This window comes from uncultured Bacteroides sp. (assembly GCF_902491285.1).
In the GTDB taxonomy this organism is placed as follows: domain Bacteria; phylum Bacteroidota; class Bacteroidia; order Bacteroidales; family Bacteroidaceae; genus Bacteroides.
The window spans coordinates 1-24,705 of the sequence record NZ_CABUHK010000060.1; the positions used below are offsets into that span (position 1 = coordinate 1).

Below are 24,705 nucleotides of genomic sequence, written 5' to 3' on the forward strand. Positions count from 1 at the left end.
AGCCAAGATTCTTTATTCACAATAGAAGAAGTACCACCAAATTTGACGAAGAACCAAAAATCTTTTCTGGTTGCCATTTTAGTAATACGAAATAATTAATCGAATATGAGAGAACTAAATAATCTATTCAAAGAGGGACAGATGCTCTTTAAAGAACATTATTTGCATTCTATACAGACAAAAACGACCGATAATTCTACATTCGGATAAATAAAATATTCTACATTTGTGACTGTTACTAATCTTTGAAAAACATGAAAAATACGACAAGGATTTATGCTTGCTTTAAGAGAGCATTTTTATTTTTTGTTTTACTGTTAATGGTTGAGGTGTCTGATGCTGCCATACCTCATACTGTAACTTCCCATTTTAATTTTAAGCAGCTCACCATATTCAATAGCCTTCTCACGGATGAAGTACAGAAAGTCTATCAGGACAAGGACGGATTTATGTGGTTTGCCACCCGTTATGGCTTTTTTAAGTATGACGGTTATCGGACTACGCTTTATAAATCCAACCTGTATTCTCCCGGCTTGCTTACCAATAATAATATTTATTGTCTGGGCGATGATAACGAGTTTAATCTTTGGATTGGTACTCAGGAAGGATTGAACGTACTGAACAAGAAAACCGGTGAGATACGTAAATTCCAGTCCCCCGTCATTCCTAACAATATAGTTTCCTGTTTATTGGTGACCCGGGATAATAGTGTTTGGATAGGAACTGATTCCGGACTCTGCCGATATATAGCCGAACGTGATTCTTTTGCAGTGTACGAGGCAGAAGCAACCGGTGGAGTGCTGAACTACACAGCCATCAAGTCACTCTACGAAGATTCGGATGGAGACTTATGGATTGGAACCTGGGAAGCGGGGCTTTACCGCTATTCTCCGGGTGAAGAAAAGTTTTATGCTTATCCTGCAATAAGCGACCGTAATTCGGCCCATGTAATCTATGAAGATTGTTATAAAAATATTTGGGTAGGCAGTTGGGCGCAGGGGCTTTTCAAAGTCTTGAATCCTAAAGACATGGAGAACGTTTCTTATGTCAACTATACGCACAAGACAGGCGACGCGAACTCCCTGTCGGACAACATCGTTTATGATATTTCGGAAGATGCCTATGCAAACACATTGTGGATTGGTACGCGTAGCGGCCTTAGTGTGATGGAACAGGAAAAACCGGGAGTCTTTATCAATTACAATTCGAAGAATTCTCTTTATCATATCCCTTGTGATGAAATCAATTCTATCTTCCGGGATAGCTTTGGCAATATGTGGCTCGGTTCCATTGGGGGCGGTATCCTGATGACCGATACTTATGAACCTCTATTTATCCGCCATAGTCTTAATCTTCAGGATGAAGACATTCCCACCACATCGGTGAAAGCCTTGTTTGTAGACTCGGAACGTAATATTTGGCTGGGAATAGGAACTTATGGACTCGCTCGCCAGGACTATACCACAGGAGAGTTGACGCTCTATTCGCATATGCCCGAATTTGCCGATATAGCATCCGTCCCGACAATAAATTCCATCATCCAACGGAGAAACGGAGAAATATGGTTCGGAACTTATGACGGCGGACTTTTCATTTACCGCAAAGACGAGAAAGTAAAGAATCTGCTTCCTGATGATTGTGACTTCATAGGCACTTCATGTGTATCCGCGCTTTACGAAGACGAAGCCGGCAATTGTTGGGTAGGTACCCGCGGAAGTCTTGGGATAAGAATGGCAGACGGTAAAGGGTATAAATTCGGATGGATGGACTTCGGCGACGGTTATTCTACGAACTGGATTTTTGTGAAAGATATTATAGAAGATAAAGACCATAATATATGGATAGCCACGTCAAACTTCGGAATTATCCATATTACAGGTGACCTCAACCAGCCTTCCACATTGAAGTACGCCAATTATAGCTTTCGTAATGGTAAATTACTGACCAACACCGTACTGTGTCTTTTCACCGACCAGCTTGGCAGATTATGGGCCGGAACGGAAGGGGGAGGACTATACCTCTACAACCGTGAAAAACAGCTTTTTGAAGAAAAGAACCGTGAATATAACATTCCGGGCGATATGGTGGGAAGCATTGAAGAAGATAAGAAAGGAAATCTTTGGCTGGGTACGAATGCGGGACTCGTGAAGTTGAGTGTACAGACAGCAGGAAAAGAACCTTCTGTCCGGGTATATACGGCAGCCGACGGATTGCAGGATAATTTTTTTATCGCGCAATCTTCCTGCAACTGGGACGGAGAGCTTTTCTTCGGTGGATACAAAGGATATAATAGTTTCTTCCCCGACCATATGGAAGACCGTCAATGCGAAGTTCCCTTCCTGATTACGGATATTAAAATATACAATCGCTCTTTCAATACACTTCCTAAGGAAGTCAGACAGCGGATTTCTCCCTATATGCCCTCTTTCACCGAGCGGATAGAACTGCCGCATGAATACAATAATTTCAGTATAGAATTTGCCGCGCTCACTTATAAAAATCCTGAACTGAATCAGTATGCGTATCGACTGGATGGCTTCGATAAGGAGTGGCAATATACCAATGCCGAACGGCGTTTTGCTTACTACAACAACCTGAAAAGCGGAACTTATAAATTCCAGTTGAAGGCTGCCAACGAGAACGGAATGTGGAGCGGCTATATCCGCGAGTTGACCGTCGTGGTACTTCCTCCCTTGTGGGCGACTTGGTGGGCTTACCTTATTTATATAACCATCGTACTTATTATAGGCTTCTATCTGTATCGTGCAGCCAAGAATCGTATATTATTGCGAAACGAACTTCGCTTGCGTAAAATGGAAAAGGCAAAAGCGGAAGAGCTGAATCATGCCAAGTTGCAGTTCTTCACCAACATTACTCATGAATTACTGACGCCGCTGACTATCATTTCCGCCACAGTAGACGAGTTGAAAGTTCAGGCTCCCGACCATGACGACCTCTATTCTGTAATGAGCAGTAATATTCACCGGCTGATTCGACTTTTGCAGCAGATACTGGAATTCCGCAAGGCAGAGACAGGCAATCTCAAACTCCGTGTATCGCCGGGTGACATTGCGGCTTTTGTCAGGAACGAAGCCGAGAGTTTCCAACCATTAATCAAAAAGAGGAAAATACACTTCTCCGTTATCTGTGACCCGGATTCCGTCATTGGCTATTTCGACCCGGACAAACTGGATAAGATTATCTATAATCTCCTTTCCAATGCAGCCAAGTATAACCGTGAGAACGGATATATACAGGTAAACCTTTCTTATGCGGACAATCAGGATTTTATTCTTCTCCGCATCAAAGATAATGGAAAAGGAATCGCGAAGGAAAAGCAGAAAACCCTCTTCCAACGCTTCTACGAAGGTGATTACCGACGGTCGAATACTATCGGTACGGGCATCGGGCTTTCATTGGTCAAAGACCTGGTGGAGTTGCACGGCGGGACAATCACCGTGGAAAGTGAAATGGACAGAGGTACGGAATTTATTGTCATGCTGCCTATCGACCGTTCTTATTTTGAAGAAGAGCAGATAGATGATGAAGCGATTCTTCCCGTACAGAAAGTGATTGATTATGAAGAACCGGAAGAAGTTGTTCATGTTCCGTCTGCCGGCAATGAAGAAAACACAATTCTGCTGGTAGAAGATAATGAAGAATTGTTGCAGTTGATGGTGAAACTTCTGAAGCGTGATTACAATGTTTTCACTGCCGAGAATGGGAAAGAGGCCATTGTCGTTTTAGAGAATGAGGACATCGACCTGATTGTCTCGGATGTGATGATGCCTGAGATGGACGGTATAGAGTTCTGCAAATATGTGAAAGGGAAATTGGAAATCAGCCATATTCCGGTCATCTTACTGACCGCCAAGAATAAGGAAGAAGACCGTGCGGAAGCCTATGAAGTGGGAGCAGATGCTTTTCTCAGCAAACCGTTTAATCTGGCAGTGCTGCATGCCCGCATCCGCAATCTGTTGAAGTATAAGGAAAGAATGGCGCATGACTTCAAAAATCAACTCGTTTTTGAGGTGAAAGACTTGAACTACACCAGCCTTGATGAAGATTTTATGCAACGGGCTATCGACTGTGTGAATAATCATTTGGATGATTGCGACTTCGACCAGCCGCAGTTTGCCGAAGAAATGAGAACCAGTAAATCTACTTTATATAAGAAACTGAAGTCTTTGACGGGACTCAACACATCTGCCTTTATCCGTAACGTTCGCCTGAAAGCGGCTTGCCGGATTATGGAAGAAAAAGGAACGGCAGTGCGTGTATCCGAATTAGCGTATGCGGTAGGATTTAATGACCCCAAATATTTCAGTTCCTGCTTCAAGAAAGAATTCGGAATGTTACCTTCCGAATATATCGAACGTTTTATTCAGAATGAAGAGAAGGATTGATTCCTTCTCTTTTATTTGTCCGGTATATTGCCGTCGTGAGAGGGCTTTTTATGTCGAATTATCATTCAATTTAGTGGAATATCTAAAATTCAACCTCGAATAAGTATGATTGGAGTCCGGTTGGAGGGCGATTGCCTATGTTTGCAGTGGTTGTTCGGGATAGAAGAACCACGTAGTTTATTTAATGTTTAATCTTAATGTTTATACTAAATGGAAAAACAAAAGACCTTCCATGAAAGACAAGTGGGAAATAAATATCGGTTGATTCCGGTAGTGCTCTCATTGTTCTTATTTCTTTTGATTCCTCTGAAAGGCTATGGTGACGAAAGTCCGATGCCAGAGGTAATGCAACAAAATTCCAAAGTGAAAGGTACGGTGAAAGATGCTCATGGGGAGCCTGTCATTGGAGCGAATGTGACGGTAGTGGGTACTTCCAGTGGCTCGATTACCGATATGGATGGAAACTTCTCTGTGGATGCGGCGCCGGGCGCGAAAATTAAAGTTAGTTTTATAGGTTACAAAGACCAGATAGTAACGGTCAGAAAAGGTATTAGTCTCCATATAGTATTAGAAGAAGACGCGTTGTCATTGGGAGAAGTCGAAGTCGTAGCTTACGGTGTGCAGAAGAAAGTATCCATTACAGGTGCTATCTCCTCTATGAAAGGAGATGATTTGTTGAAAACTCCTGCCGGTTCTATTTCCAATATCCTGTCCGGGCAGGTGACGGGTATTTCTTCCGTGCAGTATTCCGGTGAGCCGGGGGCCGATGCTGCCGATATCTATGTGCGTGGTATTGCTACATGGCAAGATGCCTCTCCGTTGATTCAGGTGGATGGCGTAGAACGTGATATGTCGCAAATCGACCCCAATGAAATTGAAAGCGTGACTATTCTTAAAGACGCTTCAGCTACGGCGGTATTTGGTGTGCGTGGTGCGAATGGTGTAATTCTTATCACCACCAAGCGTGGTGCGCAGGGAAAGGCAAAAGTTTCTTTCTCTACTTCCGTCGGTGTGAACTTGCGTACAAAGGAACTGGAATTTGCCAATTCCTACCAGTATGCTTCTTATTATAATATGATGAAAGTCGGCGATGGCGGTAATCCTGTTTTCACAGATGACCAACTCACGACTTTTCGTGACCAGACCAATCCTTTGCTCTATCCGGACATTAACTGGATTGACTATTGTATGAATAAGGCTGCTTTCCAGTCGCAACACAATGTCAACATCTCCGGTGGTACGGACAATATGCGCTATTTTGTATCCGCAGGTATGTTTACCCAAGGCGGTATGTTCAAGCAGTTCAATGCCGGTGAGGATTTCGACTTCGATTATAAGCGTTATAATTATCGTGCCAACTTAGATTTTGATGTCACTAAGACCACACTGCTTTCAGTGAATATCGGTGGTCGTATCGAAGTGAAGCGTACTCCCGAATCGGGAGAAGACCAAAACCAGTTGTTTCGTAAACTTTATTGGGCAGTTCCTTTTGCGGGTGCCGGTATCGTAGATGGCAACCGGGTGGTGTCCAACTCGACATATCTTCCGTTCACAGGCGCCGATGGGTTGAACTCTTATTATGGTAAAGGTTTCCGTACATTGACAACCAATGTGTTGAATCTTGACTTAATTCTCGACCAGAAACTGGATTTTATAACAAAGGGACTTTCTGTTAAACTGAAAGGGTCATACAATTCAGAATATGCGACTACAAAGAAAGCCAGTTCTTCCATAGCCTACTATGTGCCGGTTACTGATGACAAGGGCGCCGTTACCTTCCGTAAAGAAGGAAGCGACAGTCAGTTGAGTTATAGTGATGGCGATTTCGGCAAGGCGCGTAACTGGTATATGGAGTTGGCTTTAAGCTACAACCGCAAATTTGGCGACCACAATGTAAGCGGACTTATGCTTTACAATCAATCGAAGAAATATTATCCGGGCGGAACGTATTCTTATATTCCTTCAGGCTATGTAGGTCTTGTAGGACGTGTCACTTACGACTGGAAAACACGCTATATGGCGGAGTTCAACGCCGGTTACAATGGTTCCGAGAACTTTGCTCCCGGCAAGCGTTATGGTTTCTTCCCGGCAGGTTCGATAGGATGGGTAGTCAGTGAAGAACCTTTCTTCGCCCCTTTGAAGAAAGCGTTGAATTATCTCAAAGTCCGTGCGTCAGTAGGTATGGTAGGTAACGACAAGATGGGAGATAAACGCTTCTTGTATCTGCCCGGTTCTTATGGTTACGGTTCGGGAAGCAATCAGAATACTCACGGATATTATTTCGGACAGAACGTAAATGCCATCAAGCCCGGTGCGTATGAGGCTACTAACTCAAATCCGGACGCTACGTGGGAGACTTCTGTCAAGCAGAACTATGGTATTGACCTGACAATCTTGAATGAACGCTTGAGTATTTCCGCCGATTATTTTGTAGAAAACCGTAAGGATATTCTAGTTGAACCGGATTATCTTCCTTCTATATTGGGTATGACACTTCCGGTAGTCAATGTAGGTAAGGCGAAGAATGAAGGTATTGAACTGCAATTGAAGTGGAATGATAATCTAAGTAAAGAGTTCCGTTATTGGGCTAACTTTAACCTCTCTTATGCAACCAACAAGATTGTATATATGAATGAAGTAGCTCAGGATGAACCGTGGATGTATAAGACAGGACGCCGTATCGGTTCGCGTTCGATGTATAAATTCTGGGGATTTTATGATGAAACGGCTGATATGCGTCATCAGGAAGAATTCGGACGCGCCATTGCCGACCATGGAATTACTTTATCACCGGGTGATGCAGTGTATGTAGACTTGAATGGTGATGGAAAAATAAATGGTAATGACTATACACGCAATATCGGTTTCACCGATGTGCCGGAATATACGGCAGGTCTGAATGTAGGATTCTCATGGAAGAATTTCGATTTCTCCATGCAGTGGACGGGTGCCTGGAATGTAGACCGTATGTTGAGTGAGTTCAGACAACCGCTGGGTGATACGCAGCAGAAAGGTTTGCTGCTTTATCAATACGAAAACACATGGCGTTCTTCCGAAGATACTTTCACCGCAAAGTTCCCGCGTATAACGGAAAGCCATGCGAAGAATAACTATGCCGGTTCTGATTTGTATCTGATTAACGCGAGTTACTTGCGTCTGAAAAATGTAGAGATTGGCTATAACTTCGATTTCCCTTTCATGAGGAAACTCAAGTTAAGCGATTGTCGCTTGTATGTGAATGGCTACAACCTGTTGACTTTTACGGGATATGACTGGGGCGACCCGGAAAACCGTCAGAGTGACCGTCCTAACTATCCGCTCACCCGTGTCTTTAATATCGGTTTGAAGTTAGGATTCTAATATCTTCATTTTAGCTTAAAAACAAAAAGAATATGAAACATTTGACTAAATGGTTTATAACGGCCTTTGCAGGAATCGCAATCTTTTCTGCATCCTGTGTCGATGAAATAAAATTCGGCGATAGTTTTCTTGAAAAAGCACCGTCTTCGGGTGAATTGAATAAGGACTCTATTTTTGGAAAAGCCGAGTATGCCCGTGCATTCCTTTGGGATGCTTACAACAAACTCTATTTCGGTTTGCCTTATTACTGGGATTCCTGGAATAAAGGAATGAATACCGGTATGTTTGAAACGATGTCCGATTGTTGGCATAGCCATAACAGTTGGGACGGTGTGAATCGTTTATATTACTCGGGTGCTTACAAGGCCAGTGATGAAGATGATTCGAATGAGACTCGTTTCAGCTATACAAAAGACAGATGTTGGGAGGCTATCCGCCAGTCATTGACATTTATTGAGAATGTGAACCTTGTGCCTGATATGGATGATGAAGAGAAGGCACGTCTCACGGCGGAAGCGAAGGTTGTCATAGCTTCCCGTTACTTTGACCTTTTCCGCCATTTCGGTGGTCTTCCGTTGTTGGAAAAAGCATACGATGTTCAGGCAGAATATGAGCTACCCCGCGCTACTGCGGAAGCTACGGCAGAATTTATGATTCGTATGCTGGACGAAGCTGCCGATACGCCGTCTCTTCCCTGGAGCTTGGGAGCAGATGACGTCAACTGGCAGGGGCGTTTCACCAAAGCTGCTGCTATGGCCTTGAAATGCAAAGTGTTGCTGTTTGCGGCCAGTCCGTTGTTCAATGATAATGAACCGTATTGCACGGAATCTCCTCAAGAAGCGGTGACAAATCATCAGGTGTGGTATGGCGGTTACAAGTCAGATTGGTGGACACGCTGTTGGAATGCTTGCAATGCATTTTTTACCGAGTTGGAAACCAGTGGCGGTTATTCATTGATGGAAGCCAGCGGCACTACCAGCGCTGCTTATCGCGACGCCTTCAATAAAGCCTATTTTATTCGCCAGAATAATACGGAAGTCTTGATTTCAACCCGTGTCTCCGGACAGCATGGAAGTTGGTGGTTCCAATGGACAGACTTCGTTGGCAACGGTGGATATACTCCGACACTGGAATATATGAAAATGTTCCCGATGAGTGATGGAACTCCGTTTACGGATGCTCTCCTGGCAGATGGCGGCGACCCGTTCTTCACAGATAATGATTATAACAAACCGGTTCGTGACCCACGCTTGTATGAAACTATGTTGGTGAATGGAGCAAGCTACGGTGACCACGCTGCCGAACTATGGACAGGCGGACGTGAGAATGAGAATAGCACGAGCACTGAAACGGGCACGACAGCTACCGGATTCCGTCTTTATAAATTCTATAAGGAAGGTTCCCTTTCCGGCATTTATCCGCATTGGCCTTATCTGCGCCTTGCCGAGGTATATCTGATTTATGCGGAAGCCTGCCTGAAAGCAAAGAATGATTTGGCAGGAGCTATCAAACAGGTGAATACGGTACGTTCCCGTGTAGGTCTGGGAGGTTTGGCAGAATGTAATCCGGGTAAGAACCTGACTGGCGATGCCGATGCCCTGTTGGAAGAAATTCTCCGGGAACGCGCTTGTGAACTGGGATTGGAAGATGTCCGCCTGTTTGACATGATTCGCTATAAACGTGCCGATTTGTTCAGGGCTCCGTTGCACGGACTGATGATTTACCGTAATGACGGCGGTGGTAATACTCCGTGGTCGGGTACGAGTGGCAACAGTGCGTCCTTCCCGAATAAACCTTCGGATTTCAAGTATGAGCCTTTCACGATTCGGAGTATCGCCCGTTCGTGGTGGAGCAACTTTAGCCCGAAGTGGTATTTGCAGGCTTTCCCGCCTTCCGAAGTGAACAAGGGATATGGATTGACACAAAATCCGGGTTGGTAATGTTGGACAGAAACAACGGTTAATTTTAGAAAGAACAATATGAAAAAATATAAAATAATAGCTTTGGCAATGTTAGCTTGCGTCAGCCTGAAAGGTATGGCGCAGGAAGAAAACAGTGTAACCGGAAAGGTGGTTGACAAGTTGGGCAATCCGGTGGCGGGTGCATTGGTTTCCATTGAAAACAATCCGTTGATACAGGAGGTCACGACTGACAGAAACGGGCTGTTTGCAATCACTGCGGATAAAAATCATCTTTTAAGAATACGGACAGGACGGGACGACACGAAAGTAGTACCGGTGACGAACGGAAAAGCAATGACTATTGTTATCGACTTTTCCGGCGAGAAAGTGAATGTCGGTTTCGGATTGAACCAGACAAATGCAGAATCTACGGGAGCCGTATCTACTGTATATGCCGACCAGATAGACAACCGTTCTTCATTCGGTGTGGGAAATTCGTTATATGGTAATGTGACGGGACTGACTACCATGCAAAAGACGGGCACAGTGTGGGACCAGATTCCTTCCATGACTATCCGTGGCTTGCAAACCCTGAATGGTAATAACGGCATTCTTTTGGTAGTAGACGGACTGGAACGTGATAATAACTGGCAAGTCTTGAATTATATTACTCCCGAAGAAGTGGAGTCGGTAAGTGTTCTCCGTGACGCTGCGGCGGTGGCTCTTTATGGTTACAGAGGTATCAACGGTGTTGTCAACATCGTCACCAAGCGCGGTAAATATAAAACGAGAGAAATCAATTTCTCCTACGACCATTCTTTCGACTTTCAGACGCGTGTTCCGGAAATGGCAGATGCTTATACATACGCCAGTGCGGTGAACGAGGCTTATACGAATGCCGGTAAATCCGCCCGCTATTCGCAGAATGAGTTGGATGCTTATAAAAGCGGCAAATATCCCTACTTATACCCGAACGTGAATTGGGCTGACGAAGTGTTCCGGGACCAGGGAGCATCGGATATTGCTACGTTAAGTTTCCGTGGCGGTTCTACGAAGATGCGCTATTTCACTTTGTTGAACTTGCAGAATAACCGGGGCTTTATTGATAATACCGGTACGAATGACGGTTATTCTACTCAGAACAAATATTCAAGAGCTAATTTCCGTACCAATCTGGATATTGACTTGAGTCCGAAAACACGTATGCAGGCCAATATTATGGGAGTACTGAATGAGTTCAGCCGTCCGGGTTTGGGAAGTGACAATTTGATGTATAAGATTGTCTCCGTGCCGTCGGCAGCTTTTCCTATCCAGACGGAAGACGGATTATGGGGTGGTAACTCTACTTGGGACGGTTATAATAACCCGGTTGCCCTGACGCAGGGACGTGGATATTCCAAAGGACATACACGTGCTCTGTATGCAGACATGAAGTTGAGTCAGGACTTGTCATCCGTAACTAAAGGTTTAAGTGCTTCCGTGCGCATGGGATATGATAATATCGCTTCTTATTGGGAGAACTATACGGTGAACTATAAATATGGAATGAAATCTGTGGCGGGTTGGACTAATGGAGAGCCGGCAACGCTGACAGACTTCACGGGAGGTTCGGTGAGCAGTGTGGCAGGAGATAATGCCAAACTTGACAGGCAATACCGTTCATTCAATTTTCAGATGAATGTGGACTGGTCGCGTACTTTCGGCAAGCATGATATTTATAGTATGTTATTGTACACCTACAAATATGATAACAGCAATGGAACGAACAATTCTTTGTACACTCAAAATGCAGGTTGGTATACGCATTACGGATACAACAACCGTTATTTCGCGGATTTCACCTTGATGACTTCTGCATCCAATAAACTGGACCCGGACAGCCGTTGGGGACTGGCGCCTACAGTCGGCCTGGCATGGGTACTCTCTAATGAGGGTTTCATGAAGAACCAGAGTGTCATTGACTTTATGAAACTACGCGCTTCATTCGGTATCATCCGGACGGATAATATTCCTGCCGACGGCTATTGGCATACGACAATGGTAGGCGGAAGCAGTTATCCTGTAGGAGCCGATTTTACAGGCGATGGCGGTTGGACGGAAGGAAGACTTCCTTCTCTGAACGGGACTACCGAAAAAGCATATAAGTATAATCTGGGTTTAGACATGTCTCTTCTGAAAGGATTGACTCTGACTGTCGACGGCTTTTATGAAAGACGTTCGGATATCTGGGTAAGCTCTGCCGGACAAAATTCAGCCGTACTGGGTGCATCGAGTTCTTACGTGAATGCAGGTATCGTGGATAGCTGGGGTACGGAGATTGGTTTGGATTATACAAAGAAAATCGGTAATTTCCAACTTCGTGCAGGAGGTACCTTCTCTTATAGCCGCAGTAAGATTATTGAAATGATGGAATCACCGCAGGCATATGACTATCTGCGTTCTACGGGCAAACCTGTCGGACAGATTTTCGGCTTGCAGGCAACGGGCTATTTTATGGATGATGCCGATGTGGCAAACAGTATTCCACAACAGTTCGGACCGGTAAGGGCAGGTGACATTAAGTACAAAGACATCAACGGCGACAATGTGATTAATGAGAATGATTATATACCGATGGGATATAACTCTACTTGTCCGGAAATCTATTACGGATTCAATGTCGGACTGGAATGGAAAGGGCTGGGCTTCAATGCTTATTTCCAGGGAGTAGGTAATTATACTGCTGTTCTGTCATCCAATCTGTATCTTCCGTTGGTTGACAATACGAATATCTCCCAATATGCCTATGATAACCGCTGGACACCGGAAAACCCGAATGCCCGTTTCCCGCGCCTAAGCACTGAAACGGTGGATAATAACTTGAAGACTAGTTCGATATGGTTGACCGACCGCTCTTTCCTGAAGTTGCGCAATTGTGAGGTGTACTACAAACTCCCTTCTTCCTGGTTGAGCAAGATTAAGATGAAAAATGCAAAGGTGTACGTTAGAGGAACTGACTTGTTCAGTATCGACAGCATTGACCTGACTGACCCGGAAGCTATGGGGAACAACATTTATCCTGCTACCCGCTCCGTACATGTCGGTTTGTCGATAGGGCTTTAAAAGAAACTTTAAATCTTGAACTTTAAAAACTTACAACGATATGAAATTAAAGAATATATGTCTCGGTATAGTTTGTGTGGCAGCTTTGTCGGCCTGTGCCGATAAGATGGACTACCACGAATATACTACTTATGATAAGGAATATGTCTTTTCTGACTTTGGCCGCACCGCCGGATTCGTGAATAATATCTATTCCTATCTGGATGCTGATTTGCCGGGTCTTACGTCTTTGGCGTCCGCTTGTGATGAGGCCGAGATGGCGCTTACCTACTCTTCGGTGCTGGACTACACAAACGGCAACTGGAGTGCCTTGAATCCCAAATCGCAATGGGGATACTATACTGCTATCCGTGAGATTAACTATTTCCTGAAAGAAGGAACCGGCCTGGACTTTTACGACTTGCGTTTTCAGATAGATTATCAGTCGCAGATGAACCGGTACAACCGCTATCCGTATGAAGTCCGCCTGTTGCGTGCTTACTACTACTTCTTGTTGGTGCGTGCCTATGGAGATGTTCCTTTCACTACGGAGGTGCTTACCGAAGCGGAAGCCAATTCTATCACCCGTACGCCTGCTTCGGAGATTTTCGACTTTATCGTGAAAGAATGTGACTTGGTAGCTGTCAAACTTCCGGTGAAATATTCCGGTCTGGATAACGATGCTGCCGGTGGTGCCGATAATCCCGAAACAGGACGTGTGACGCGTGGAGTCGCTTTGGCGCTGAAAGCCCGTACATTGCTTTATCGTGCCAGCAAGCTATTCAACGAAAGTGAAGATAAGACACTTTGGAAGGAAGCTGCAACGGCTACCAAAGCTGTGATTGATTATTGCAACGAGAATGAAATCACCCTGGGAGCGTACACCGCTTTGTGGGGAACAGACAATTATAAGGCTGCGGAAGTGATATTTGCACGCCGTCTTGGAGATATGAACAGCCCCGAATGGTATAATTTCCCGATTGGTATGGAAAACGCCAATTCCGGTAATTGTCCCACACAAACGTTGGTAGATGCTTATGAAATGCAAGACGGCAGCACCCCTGACCCAAGTAATCCGTATGAGGGAAGAGACCCGCGTATGGGAATGACGATTGCGGTGAACGGAGATAAGTGGCCTGATGCCAATCCTTATCCATTGGAAATTTACTACGGGGGAAGAAACGGACTGCCTGTTTCGTATGCGACTCCGACCGGTTACTATCTGAAAAAATACCTGGATAGCTCTATCGACATCAGTGATAGCGATGGCACCGGCGGCAAACGCCATAGTTGGATAACTTTCCGTCTGGGAGAATTTTACCTGAATTATGCGGAAGCGGTATTCAAGTATCTGGGTTCTGCGGATGCTACATCCGGTGAGTTTGATATGTCGGCACGCGAAGCAGTTAACAAAATACGTAAACGTACGGGAGTGAATATGCCGGAATTTCCGTCAGGAATGAGTAATGCTGACTTTTGGACTCGCTATAAAAAAGAACGCATGGTGGAACTTGCATTTGAAGGTCATCGTTTCTGGGACATTCGCCGTTGGAAAGAAGGAGGTATCACCAGTATTTCACGAATGGGAATTACCTTGAATGCCAACCAGACATTGACTTACACCAAAACGACGAAGCCGCTGGTTTGGGAGGATAAGATGTATTTCTATCCGATACCCGATTCGGAGATACGGAAGAATGGAAATCTGACTCAAAATGCAGGTTGGTAAAAGAACATACGTGTTTAATTCATTAAAAAGAGAAACTATGAAATTGAATTTTAAATATATAATTGCGGCCGGCTTACTTGTTTGCATGGCGGGGTGTGATGATAAACTTGAAACCTTTGAGGTCGTGGGAAGTACGGCTGCACCTGTTGCCATTGCCCCGTCTACTGTTAGCTCGCAAGCGCTGCCCGGACAGATTAATCTGTCTTGGGAGCCTGTCGAAGGAGCTTATGAGTATCTGAAGATAAAGTATTATGACCCTTTGCAAAAGAAGGAAATCTATCTGGTTGCTTCCAACGGAACATCTGAATTATTGATAGACAATACCCGGGCACGTTTCGGAGATTATTCGTTCTTCTTCCAGACATTTAATGCCGCCAATCAGGGGAGTGCCGTGACGGAGATAAAAGCTGCTTCGGGAGCTGCTCCCGCTGTGTATACGGAAGTATCCCGCACGAAAGTAAACTTAACGGTGGAACAACTTTCCTGTAATTATCCCGATGCTTCCGAAGGTATCTTTAAGTATTTGATAGATGGTGACACAGGGTCAAGTTCTTTTTTTCATACCAACTGGCATTCTCCGCAAGCACCGTTGCCTCATTATATACAAATAGACTTTAATGAAGAGCATGAGAACTTTGCGTTTGAGTATTACACACGTGATACCAGTAATTCGGATGGTTATCCGACATCTGCCGAACTACAGATTAGTAATGATGGAACGAATTGGGAAACGGTTTCTGCTTTAAGCGGATTGCCGGCTGTACGCAAGACTCGGTATGCTACGGAATTTATGATGCCGGGCAAGAAGTTCAAGCATTTCCGTTTCAACGTAACGACGAGTTCACAAAGCAAAAACTATTTCCACATCGGGGAGATTGTTTTTTATGATGCGAAGGTCGATATCTACGACCCCGAAACAGTTTCTTTGGATTAATTTAAAATAAAGCGTAAAAATGAAAAGGAATAAGATATGGATGGTCGCCTGTATGGTGGCGGCTAGCGTCAACGGTCTGTATGGCTGTGACGATGACAAGGATTTCAGTTACAATGGGAATTTGGACTTGAACTTGCTGGGACTGAAACAAGCTCGGGAGATATGGGACGGAAGCCAGTGCAATATAAAGAATGCCTTTGATTCGGATTCTGTTGTTGTCGATTTCTCCTATGATTTGAGCCTTGCCTTGTATCAGAACAGGAAAGCGGAAAAAGATGTTGTAGTAGGTCTGACAGTCGATGCGGACACGTTAACCAAAGCGACAGCCCGGGCAGACGAAGGAGGTATCTACAGCGTATATGCAAATGCGGAACTCCTGCCTGCGGACTATTACATTCTCTCATCGGATAAGATGGAACTGTCTGCCGGAAAGGCTGAATCAGATAAGGTGGAATTGATTGTTTATCAGGCGGATTTGACTACGTTGGTAAACGAACGTAAAGAGAGCGCTAACTTTGTGTTACCGTTGAAAATCAAGGATTCATCCTCTTATGCTATTAATGAGAAAACGAATACGATGATGTTTTTCTTCACTGTAACGTATGTGCCGGAGGTCGTACCATCCGGCCCCGAATATGAGCCGGATATGGAAGGTGTGCCTGACGACCATACACTGGCGGGAGGATATAAGCTGTTGTGGCATGATGAATTTAATGGTACAGGCATTCCTAATCCTGATATGTGGCGTTTTGAAGAAGGTTTCCAGCGTAATGAAGAAGACCAGTGGTATCAGTCGGACAATGCCAGGATGAATAAAGGTGCCTTAGTGTTTACAGCCAAAGAGGAGCGTGTGAAGAATCCTAATTATAATGCAGGAGCAACAGGCGGAAATGCATGGAAGCAGACTCGTGAATATGCGGAATACACGTCTTCCTGTATCGTAGCGAAAGGTGATTATGCCTTTAAATATGGAAGGATAGAAGTGCGTGCTAAAATACCTGTTGAGCAAGGAGCCTGGCCGGCTATCTGGTCTACAGGAAACTGGTATGAATGGCCGTTGGGTGGAGAAATTGATATCTTGGAATTTTATAAGGAAAAGATTCATGCTAACCTGTGTTGGGGAGGTTCTGCCCGTTGGAGCGGTACGTGGAACTCGAAGAATTATCCGATTACCCAATTTACTTCTGCCGACTCTGAATGGGCAGATAAATATCATATTTGGCGAATGGATTGGGATGAGAAGTATATCCGTATTTATTTGGATGATTTTTTATTGAATGAGACGGACTTAAGCACAACCGTTAATAAAGGTGACCATGGTGCGGGAGACGGTGGATATATCAACCCCTATTCAAATAATTTTGATGGGTTCGGTCAACTGATGATGCTGAATCTTGCGATTGGTGGTATCAATGGGCGACCTGTTCAAGCGAAATTCCCGTTAGAATATTGCGTTGACTATGTAAGGGTTTATCAGAAATAGTCATTTCAGCTTATCCCGTATTATCAAACCCTTTTCGGAATCTTTGAATAATACGGGATACCTGTTATTTTGCAATGATGAAAAGCATATGATTATGTTGAAACAAGACTATAAAAAAAGACTCGTGTACATACTTCTTGCTCTAGGTGTATTGTTCGGCATTTCCGTTCAGGGTTGTGGCTTGGTTACGGATGGAGATAAAGGTATCATTTCCGGCGAAGTGTGGAGAGATATGAATGGAGATACTATTAATGCACATGGTGGCGGTCTGCTATTCCATGAAGAGAAATATTACTGGTTCGGCGAAAACCGCCCTGCATCCGGTTTTGTCACAGAGAAGGGAATAAACTGTTATTCTTCAACCGACTTATGCGACTGGAAATATGAAGGAATTGCTTTGGGGGTCTCCGGTGAAGAGGGACATGATATTGAAAAAGGATGTATCATGGAACGCCCGAAAGTGATATATAATGAGAAAACCGGAAAGTTTGTGATGTGGTTCCATCTGGAACTGAAAGGGATGGGATATGAACCTGCGCGGGCTGCGGTGGCAATTAGTGATTCTCCTGCCGGGCCTTACCGGTTTATCCGTTCCGGTCGTGTCAATCCGGGTATCTATCCGTTGAATATGGGCACTGAGGAGCAGGAAATCGAATGGGACTTTTCTGAATATAAGGAATGGTGGACCCCGGAATGGTATAGTGCCATTGAAAAAGGATTGTTTGTGAAAAGAGATATGGAAGGCGGGCAGATGTCCCGGGATATGACCTTGTTTGTAGATGATGATGGGAAAGGCTATCATATTTATTCTTCGGAAGATAACCTGACATTGCAGATTGCTGAATTGTCTGATGATTATCTCGGTCATACGGGCAGGTATATACGTATCTTCCCCGGTGGACATAATGAAGCCCCTGCTATTTTCAAGAAAGACGGAACATACTGGATGATAACTTCCGGTTGTACGGGATGGGAGCCTAATAAAGCCCGGCTGTTAACTGCTACTTCGATTCTTGGAGAATGGAAACAACTTCCGAATCCATGCGTCGGAGAGAAAGCGGATAAGACGTTCGGGGGACAAGGCACATATATTCTCCCTTTGCAAGGGAAGAAAGACCGGTTTGTTTTTATGGCAGATGGCTGGCGTCCGGAGAGTTTGTCGGATTCACGTTATATCTGGCTGCCTATTCAATTTAATGAAAAAGGAATACCTTTTATAGAATGGATTGATAGGTGGAAACCTTATTAATTTCGTATATATAACTGTAACTGTATGAGATTTGGTCTTTTGGTATCCCTTTTTGACACAAATTTAGACGTTATTCTTGTGAGTATAAAGTATCTTTGTAAACGAAAAACCTATAATAATATCATGAACTTGAATAGACATTGCGTACTACTATTGCTTATGGCAATCTTGATGATTCCGTTACAAGACCTGTCGGCAAAAAAGAAGAAACAAGTGAAAGAACCGACCGACCGTGAGTTATGGGCGGGAGTGATGTACCGGATGGCTGCACCGGTGCTTAGTAATATGAGTGAAGGCAAGCTACAGGAAAATATGTTGGTAGAGTTAAGCCCGACATGGGACGGAAGAAATAAAAAGGTTACTTATATGGAATGTTTCGGACGTTTGATGGCAGGACTGGCTCCCTGGATTTCATTGCCGGATGATGACACGGTTGAAGGTAGTCAACGCAAACAACTGCGTGAATGGGCGCTCAAGAGTTATGCGCAGGCAGTCGACCCGGAAAGTTCCGATTATTTGTTGTGGAGAAAGGAAGGCCAAACCCTGGTAGATGCCGCTTATATCGCGGAAAGTTTCATAAGAGGATATGATGCTTTATGGGTTCCGTTGGACAGCGTGACAAAACAGCGTTATATCACCGAGTTTACACAGCTTCGCCGGGTAGACCCGCCTTATACGAATTGGTTATTGTTCTCTGCTACCGTAGAAGCCTTTCTGCGGAAAGCGGGTGCGCCAAGTGATACTTACCGCATAGCTTCGGCGCTGCGCAAAGTGGAAGAATGGTACGTCGGTGACGGCTGGTATTCGGATGGAAAGGACTTTGCTTTCGACTATTACAATAGTTTTGTATTGCATCCCATGTATATAGAACCGCTGGGAATAATGACCAACGCCGGAAAGAATAAAGTCTGGAATATGCCGGACTGTGATTACAACCGTGCGGTAAAACGGATGCAACGTTTCGGAATGATTTTGGAACGGTTCATCTCTCCCGAAGGGACGCTCCCTGTTTTCGGTCGTTCTATTACCTATCGTACAGGGACTTTGCAGCCTTTAGCATTGCTGGCATGGAGAGAATGGTTACCCAAGGAATTGCCGAACGGACAAGTGCGTGCAGCCATGACAGCAGTTATTAAGCGAATGTTTGGCGATGACCGCAATTTCAATGAAAAAGGATTCCTTACTTTAGGTTTCAATGGCAAGCAGCCGAATATATCCGACTGGTATACAAATAATGGTAGCTTATATATGGCATCACTTGCTTTCCTGCCGCTCGGACTTCCGGCTGACCATCCCTTCTGGACATCTCCTGCTGAAGACTGGACAAGTAAAAAAGCCTGGGAAGGGAATGACTTCCCGAAAGACCATGCTTTTCATTAATAATGAACTAACCAAGATTGATATATGAACATGAAACGGATATTGCTACTACTTTGCGGGATTATGCTGGTTCCTGTGTTATGTTACTCCCAACATTTGGTGGAAGTGGGGAAGGGGTATAGCTGTACTTCAGTCAACACTGCGGTGTTCCGTAATAATTCCCTGGTTACTCATGGAGATGAGCAGTACATCAGCTATTATGATGCTGACGGTTATCTGACACTGGGAAAACGTAAACTGGACTCCAGACAATGGACGCTGCATCGTACCCAATATCAGGGAAATGTGAAGGACGGCCATAATATCATCAGTATGATGGTGGACGGAGAGGGGTATGTGCACGTATCTTTTGACCATCACGGTCATAAATTGAATTACTGCCGGGGCATTGCTCCCGGTTCTTTGGAGTTGGGAGATAAAATGCCAATGACCGGAGTAGATGAAGGAAATGTTACTTATCCCGAATTTTATCCTTTATCGGGCGGAGATTTATTGTTTGCCTACCGTTCCGGTTCTTCCGGTCGTGGTAATCTGGTAATGAACCGTTATTCATTGAAAGAACAGAAGTGGACTCGTGTACAGGATGTATTGATTGACGGAGAAAATGAACGAAACGCCTATTGGCAACTATACGTTGACGAACAGGGAACTATCCATCTTTCATGGGTGTGGCGTGAAACCTGGCATGTAGAGACAAACCACGATATTTGTTATGCCCGTTCGTTTGATAATGGAGTGACCTGGTACAAATCCAGTGGAGAACAATATGAACTTCCGATTAAACTTTCGAACGCGGAATACGCTTGCCGTCTGCCGCAGAACTGCGAATTGATAAATCAGACAAGTATGAGTGCCGATGCGGGTGGAAATCCTTATATAGCTACGTATTGGAGAGCTCCCGACAGTGACGTACCGCAATATCGCATTGTATGGAATGATGGAAAAGTATGGTATCACCGTCAGGTAACCGACCGTAAAACACCTTTTAGCTTGAAAGGCGGTGGCACGAAGATGATTCCTATTGCTCGCCCGCGTATCGTTGTAGAGGGGGGAGAAGTATTTTATATCTTCCGCGACGAGGAACGGGGAAGCTGTGTTTCCATGGCTCATGCTGCCGATGCCGGTACCGGTAAATGGACGATAACGGATTTAACCGACTTTTCGGTAGATGCCTGGGAACCGTCACACGACACTGAACTTTGGAAGAAACAACGAAAACTGCATCTATTTGTGCAGCACACCCGCCAGGGGGACGGCGAACGTATCGCAGAGATTGAACCTCAAATGGTGTATGTGCTGGAAATGGATATGAATACAAATAAATAAAGATATGAAGAATTTATACGTAACTCTTTTTGGGGCTTTTCTCCTGGGCGGTATGGTTTGCGCAAGCTGTGCAGACAAGAAAACCGATTCTTCGGAAGAAGTGATAGAGATAATTCATAAGGTGAATGGGTATTGGCAGACAAATCACCCTGAACACGGACGTTCTTTTTGGGACAACGCCGCCTATCATACCGGGAATATGGAAGCCTATTTCCTGACCGGGAAACCTGAATATTTGGAATATTCGAAAGGTTGGTCGGAACACAACCAATGGAAAGGAGCCAAATCGGACGACAAGACCAGTTGGAAGTATAGTTATGGGGAAAGTGACGACTATGTACTTTTCGGGGATTATCAGATTTGTTTCCAGACGTATGCCGATTTATACAATTTAGAACCGGATACACGGAAGATAGCCCGTGCCCGTGAAGTGATGGAATATCAGATGAGTACTCCTAACCATGATTATTGGTGGTGGGCAGACGGCTTGTATATGGTAATGCCTGTAATGACAAAGATGTACAACATCACGAAGAATCCGCTTTACCTGGAGAAACTGCACGAATATCTTACTTATGCCGACAGTATCATGTATGATGAAGAAGCCGGACTTTACTATCGGGACGGTAAATATGTATATCCCAAGCACAAAAGCGTGAACGGTAAAAAAGATTTTTGGGCACGTGGAGACGGCTGGGTATTGGCAGGGTTGGCAAAAGTACTGAAGGAACTTCCTGAAACAGATAAGTACCGTAAGGAATATGCAGACCGTTTCTGTACCTTGGCTCAGTCTGTTGCTGCCTGTCAGCAACCGGAAGGCTACTGGACACGCAGTATGCTTGACCCGGAACATGCGCCGGGGCCGGAAACCAGTGGAACAGCTTTCTTTGCCTATGGTTTGCAGTGGGGCATAAACAATGGTTTGCTTAACTCCGAACAATACCAGCCCATAGTTGAAAAAGCATGGAAATACCTGTCAACCGTTGCTTTACAGCCTGATGGAAAGATTGGCTATGTGCAGCCGATTGGTGAGAAAGCGATACCCGGTCAGGTAGTGGATGCAAACTCTACTTCAAATTTTGGAGTTGGAGCTTTCTTATTGGCAGCTTGCGAACGGGTACGTTATCTGAATAAATAATCTGTGCCCTAATTCAGCATTAAGCTCATAGATGGATTTAACTTTTTGAGTATCCTCTCTGTTAATTCACTTATGTTCATTTGCATATGTGCGCCGGACAGCCGCTCGGCGCTATATCTGCATTTCCCGTCAGACAGATAGTAACAACCATTATTCACCGATAACTGCTTGTCTGATACTTCCAATTGCATTTCATCTTCTGGGAAGGCTGATGCGTAAATTTGCAATACTTCTTTAGCATTGATAATACGGGCCATTCCTAGTGAATGTTGAGGTAATTCTTCATCAGGTGGCAGCAATTGGGTTATACGGTTGTATCCGGTATATTGTTTAATGGCATATAATAAACTGTACTCTGTATCCTTGTTTTCTGCTAGGAGTTCATTGGTAATAATACGTTTGTCCCCTTTATATATAATGGCTATCCCCCTTATTTCATTAGCTTGCCGGGCAACGAATAAATTTCCACCACTGATAGGGAGGTCTGCCATAATAACCTGAAAATCCTCTGCGGTATGCTGAATGCAACAAGAACGTTCGGACAGCTTCCTGTTTAAATAGGAATAGACTTCATCTTGAGGTTCGGAAACGATATCGACAGTAATATCTTTGGAAGGGATAAACTCTGGTAGAGTAATCTCCTTGTTCGAATACTGAAAAACTGTGGCATATCCCATACGTTTGTAATAATCAAACAGCCAGGGCTCTGCCGGTATCAGTGTGCTGAAATGTACCCCATTCCCCAACATCCGGGCAAAAGATTGTGATAAAAGCTCGCGCATAGCTCCCTTGCTACGAAAATCAGGATGTGTACAGGCTCCTGAAATATAGGAAGTCTGCACCGTTTTCCCACAGAAAGTCATTGGATAAGGAAGCATCTGAAGCGCAGAAATTACCTCGTCACCACTTTGGATGGCAACGTTCACTTCGTTCTTATAGCGTAGTCTGAAGTACATTTCAATAAACTCTTCGCTATCTTCGAAGCAGATTTTCCATAGTGCTTTTACTTGTTCCTTTATTATCATATTCGTTCGCCGGGAATTTACCATTTAACCATATCCATCGGATGAGTCTTGAGGCAAGCCATATACTTTTCAAGAATTGTCACCGGTTGATAGGATAGTTTGGCCTTTCGTAAGCCTTCGATACCCAGGTCTTCTTCCCGGTTGATATAAATATACTGTTCGGGAATCCGGTTCGCAAATTCATAATTAATCATGGCATAAGCACCGTCGATGGCAGTATCTGCCTTTTCTACATGTACACCGAATGTCTCGTGGTTGATAGGCATACCGAAAGTGAAAGCTACGATTTTTCCATTCACATGAAGAATGCCGCCGGTCAGACCGAGGGCTTCAAAGTTGTGAAGGGCATAAATCAAGGCACGGCGTTCATTACCCGTTCCTTCTTGTTGGTCACAATTATTCACTTTGCACCATTCTGCTTCCAAATCCAGGCATTCCTGGATGCGGTCGGGAGTAATCGGTGTATATTCATAATCCGGGTATGTATTACGAAACCGGTTGATATGATTTCTTTTCGCCTGGAACTTTTTGCCTTTTAGCGTGGAAAGGTCACTTCTCAGATAAATGTAATCTGCATAATCACGGTCTTCTGTGAAAGTGAACTGTCCGGGAAGAATGGCTTCAAGCTCGGCACGCATATTACTGCATACTCCCAGCATACAGAATGGCTGGTTTTCTTGCCCGGCATCCTCTATCAATTCTCTCAATACAGCTTTCAGGTCACCGGTGCCTACAGGCATCATATATGCCAGTTGCTCTCCTGCCCAGAATTTGAATACTAAAAAGTTGTCGATAACAGCAAACTTGGTATCATACAGGAATCTCCAGCTACAGAGATTGGAGAATGACAGATCACAGTTACGTCGCTCACTTTTCATTGTAAATGAGGTAATCGTGTCTTTATCTGCTAATGTGATATCTTTAAATGGAATCATAAGGTTGCGTTTTGCGTTTAACTCTTTATATAACGGAAAATCGGGCGATTTTGTTTTTACAGAATGCCTAATAATCGAAGGATGGTGGGTGTTAGCAATGCGGTGAATATTCCGTTCAGTGTCAATCCCAGACTGGCGTATGCTCCGTATTTGCTGCTGACGTCCATTGCAGTCGAGGTTCCGACCGCATGAGCGGCTGTCCCCATAGATAGTCCTTGGGCAATGGGACTGCCTACACGCATTATCTGCATTGTTTTGAAACCGCAGATAGCTCCCAATAATCCGACAGCTACCACAACTGCCGCCGTCAGTGACGGAATTCCTCCGATGGCTTTCGTCACTTCCATTGCAATCGGGGTAGTCACAGATTTGGGAGCGAGAGACAGAATTACTTCTTGTGAGGCTCCCATGAATTTAGCAATCAGCACTACCGAAATAACTCCGACAATGCATCCTGCCAATTGCGACAGGAGAATCGGCAATAACTGCTTCTTAATCATTTCCAACTGAAGATATAAAGGTACGCCCAAGGCAACCACAGCCGGGCGCAGCCAGAATTCGATAAGATGTCCTCCTTTATTATAAGTCTCATAAGAGATACCGGTCATTTTAAGGAAGATAATAAGAACGGCGATAGTCAGTAATATCGGGTTTAGTAATACTAACCCTGTTTTCTTCTGAAGCAACTTGGCAAAGAAGAAAACCCCGAAGGTGATGGCTAACAGAAAGAAATTATTTTCTAGGAAACTCATTTGTCT

14 protein-coding genes are annotated in these 24,705 nt (G+C 44.4%); 11 read left to right on the plus strand and 3 right to left on the minus strand.

Translation table 11 applies throughout. The features are described from left to right. Nucleotides 1-254: 254 nt before the first annotated feature. From RDN93_RS15025 to RDN93_RS15075, 11 genes are all read left to right on the plus strand, one after another. On the plus strand, nucleotides 255-4,406 hold the full coding sequence (locus tag RDN93_RS15025) for a two-component regulator propeller domain-containing protein (RefSeq protein WP_374047421.1): 4,152 nt from the start codon (nucleotides 255-257) through the stop codon (nucleotides 4,404-4,406). A gap of 210 nt (nucleotides 4,407-4,616) precedes the next feature. Next, nucleotides 4,617-7,766: a TonB-dependent receptor gene (locus tag RDN93_RS15030; RefSeq protein WP_308746271.1), complete on the plus strand. Its 3,150-nt coding sequence runs from the start codon at nucleotides 4,617-4,619 to the stop codon at nucleotides 7,764-7,766. Between the two features lie 32 nt (nucleotides 7,767-7,798). After that, nucleotides 7,799-9,706 (plus strand): RagB/SusD family nutrient uptake outer membrane protein, encoded by a 1,908-nt coding sequence (locus RDN93_RS15035; protein WP_308746272.1) that lies wholly within the window; start codon nucleotides 7,799-7,801, stop codon nucleotides 9,704-9,706. A 39-nt stretch (nucleotides 9,707-9,745) separates the two neighbouring features. Next, nucleotides 9,746-12,769: a SusC/RagA family TonB-linked outer membrane protein gene (locus tag RDN93_RS15040; RefSeq protein ID WP_308746273.1), complete on the plus strand. Its 3,024-nt coding sequence runs from the start codon at nucleotides 9,746-9,748 to the stop codon at nucleotides 12,767-12,769. Nucleotides 12,770-12,809: 40 nt separating this feature from the next. Then, entirely contained in the window at nucleotides 12,810-14,477 is a 1,668-nt protein-coding gene (locus RDN93_RS15045) for a RagB/SusD family nutrient uptake outer membrane protein (protein ID WP_308746274.1), read from the plus strand. Nucleotides 14,478-14,514: 37 nt separating this feature from the next. After that, nucleotides 14,515-15,411, plus strand: a complete 897-nt coding sequence (locus RDN93_RS15050; protein WP_308746275.1) for a discoidin domain-containing protein — start codon at nucleotides 14,515-14,517, stop codon at nucleotides 15,409-15,411. A gap of 19 nt (nucleotides 15,412-15,430) precedes the next feature. Next, nucleotides 15,431-16,894, plus strand: coding sequence for a BT_3987 domain-containing protein (locus RDN93_RS15055; RefSeq protein WP_308746276.1), 1,464 nt, complete (start codon nucleotides 15,431-15,433; stop codon nucleotides 16,892-16,894). A 94-nt stretch (nucleotides 16,895-16,988) separates the two neighbouring features. After that, a complete protein-coding gene (locus RDN93_RS15060) occupies nucleotides 16,989-18,143 on the plus strand; it encodes a glycoside hydrolase family 43 protein (RefSeq protein ID WP_374047422.1) in 1,155 nt (384 codons plus the stop codon). Nucleotides 18,144-18,266: 123 nt separating this feature from the next. Next, a complete protein-coding gene (locus RDN93_RS15065) occupies nucleotides 18,267-19,523 on the plus strand; it encodes a DUF2264 domain-containing protein (protein ID WP_308746278.1) in 1,257 nt (418 codons plus the stop codon). A gap of 30 nt (nucleotides 19,524-19,553) precedes the next feature. Continuing rightward, complete coding sequence (locus RDN93_RS15070; protein ID WP_308746279.1) at nucleotides 19,554-20,849, plus strand: BNR repeat-containing protein; 1,296 nt, start codon at nucleotides 19,554-19,556, stop codon at nucleotides 20,847-20,849. 4 nt (nucleotides 20,850-20,853) lie between these two features. Beyond that, the gene (locus RDN93_RS15075; protein WP_308746280.1) at nucleotides 20,854-21,987 is read left to right on the plus strand and encodes a glycoside hydrolase family 88 protein; all 1,134 of its coding nucleotides are present in this window, start codon (nucleotides 20,854-20,856) and stop codon (nucleotides 21,985-21,987) included. Between the two features lie 8 nt (nucleotides 21,988-21,995). Here RDN93_RS15075 and RDN93_RS15080 read toward each other — a convergent pair whose 3' ends face one another. Genes RDN93_RS15080 through RDN93_RS15090 form a run of 3 tightly spaced genes read right to left on the minus strand, consistent with a single transcriptional unit; the run spans nucleotide 21,996 to nucleotide 24,699 of the window. Next, nucleotides 21,996-23,012: a GNAT family N-acetyltransferase gene (locus RDN93_RS15080; RefSeq protein ID WP_308746281.1), complete on the minus strand. Its 1,017-nt coding sequence runs from the start codon at nucleotides 23,010-23,012 to the stop codon at nucleotides 21,996-21,998. A 17-nt stretch (nucleotides 23,013-23,029) separates the two neighbouring features. Further along, complete coding sequence (locus tag RDN93_RS15085) at nucleotides 23,030-23,947, minus strand: DUF2156 domain-containing protein (protein ID WP_308746282.1); 918 nt, start codon at nucleotides 23,945-23,947, stop codon at nucleotides 23,030-23,032. 56 nt (nucleotides 23,948-24,003) lie between these two features. Further along, nucleotides 24,004-24,699 (minus strand): LrgB family protein, encoded by a 696-nt coding sequence (locus RDN93_RS15090; RefSeq protein WP_167961770.1) that lies wholly within the window; start codon nucleotides 24,697-24,699, stop codon nucleotides 24,004-24,006. Between the last annotated feature and the right edge of the window lie 6 nt (nucleotides 24,700-24,705).

Coding starts and splice junctions, on each gene's coding strand:
- RDN93_RS15025 (WP_374047421.1), top strand. CDS start 255: ATGAAAAATACGACAAGGATTTATGCTTGCTTTAAGAGAGCATTTTTA.
- RDN93_RS15030 (WP_308746271.1), top strand. CDS start 4,617: ATGGAAAAACAAAAGACCTTCCATGAAAGACAAGTGGGAAATAAATAT.
- RDN93_RS15035 (WP_308746272.1), top strand. CDS start 7,799: ATGAAACATTTGACTAAATGGTTTATAACGGCCTTTGCAGGAATCGCA.
- RDN93_RS15040 (WP_308746273.1), top strand. CDS start 9,746: ATGAAAAAATATAAAATAATAGCTTTGGCAATGTTAGCTTGCGTCAGC.
- RDN93_RS15045 (WP_308746274.1), top strand. CDS start 12,810: ATGAAATTAAAGAATATATGTCTCGGTATAGTTTGTGTGGCAGCTTTG.
- RDN93_RS15050 (WP_308746275.1), top strand. CDS start 14,515: ATGAAATTGAATTTTAAATATATAATTGCGGCCGGCTTACTTGTTTGC.
- RDN93_RS15055 (WP_308746276.1), top strand. CDS start 15,431: ATGAAAAGGAATAAGATATGGATGGTCGCCTGTATGGTGGCGGCTAGC.
- RDN93_RS15060 (WP_374047422.1), top strand. CDS start 16,989: ATGTTGAAACAAGACTATAAAAAAAGACTCGTGTACATACTTCTTGCT.
- RDN93_RS15065 (WP_308746278.1), top strand. CDS start 18,267: ATGAACTTGAATAGACATTGCGTACTACTATTGCTTATGGCAATCTTG.
- RDN93_RS15070 (WP_308746279.1), top strand. CDS start 19,554: ATGAAACGGATATTGCTACTACTTTGCGGGATTATGCTGGTTCCTGTG.
- RDN93_RS15075 (WP_308746280.1), top strand. CDS start 20,854: ATGAAGAATTTATACGTAACTCTTTTTGGGGCTTTTCTCCTGGGCGGT.
- RDN93_RS15080 (WP_308746281.1), bottom strand. CDS start 23,012: ATGATAATAAAGGAACAAGTAAAAGCACTATGGAAAATCTGCTTCGAA.
- RDN93_RS15085 (WP_308746282.1), bottom strand. CDS start 23,947: ATGATTCCATTTAAAGATATCACATTAGCAGATAAAGACACGATTACC.
- RDN93_RS15090 (WP_167961770.1), bottom strand. CDS start 24,699: ATGAGTTTCCTAGAAAATAATTTCTTTCTGTTAGCCATCACCTTCGGG.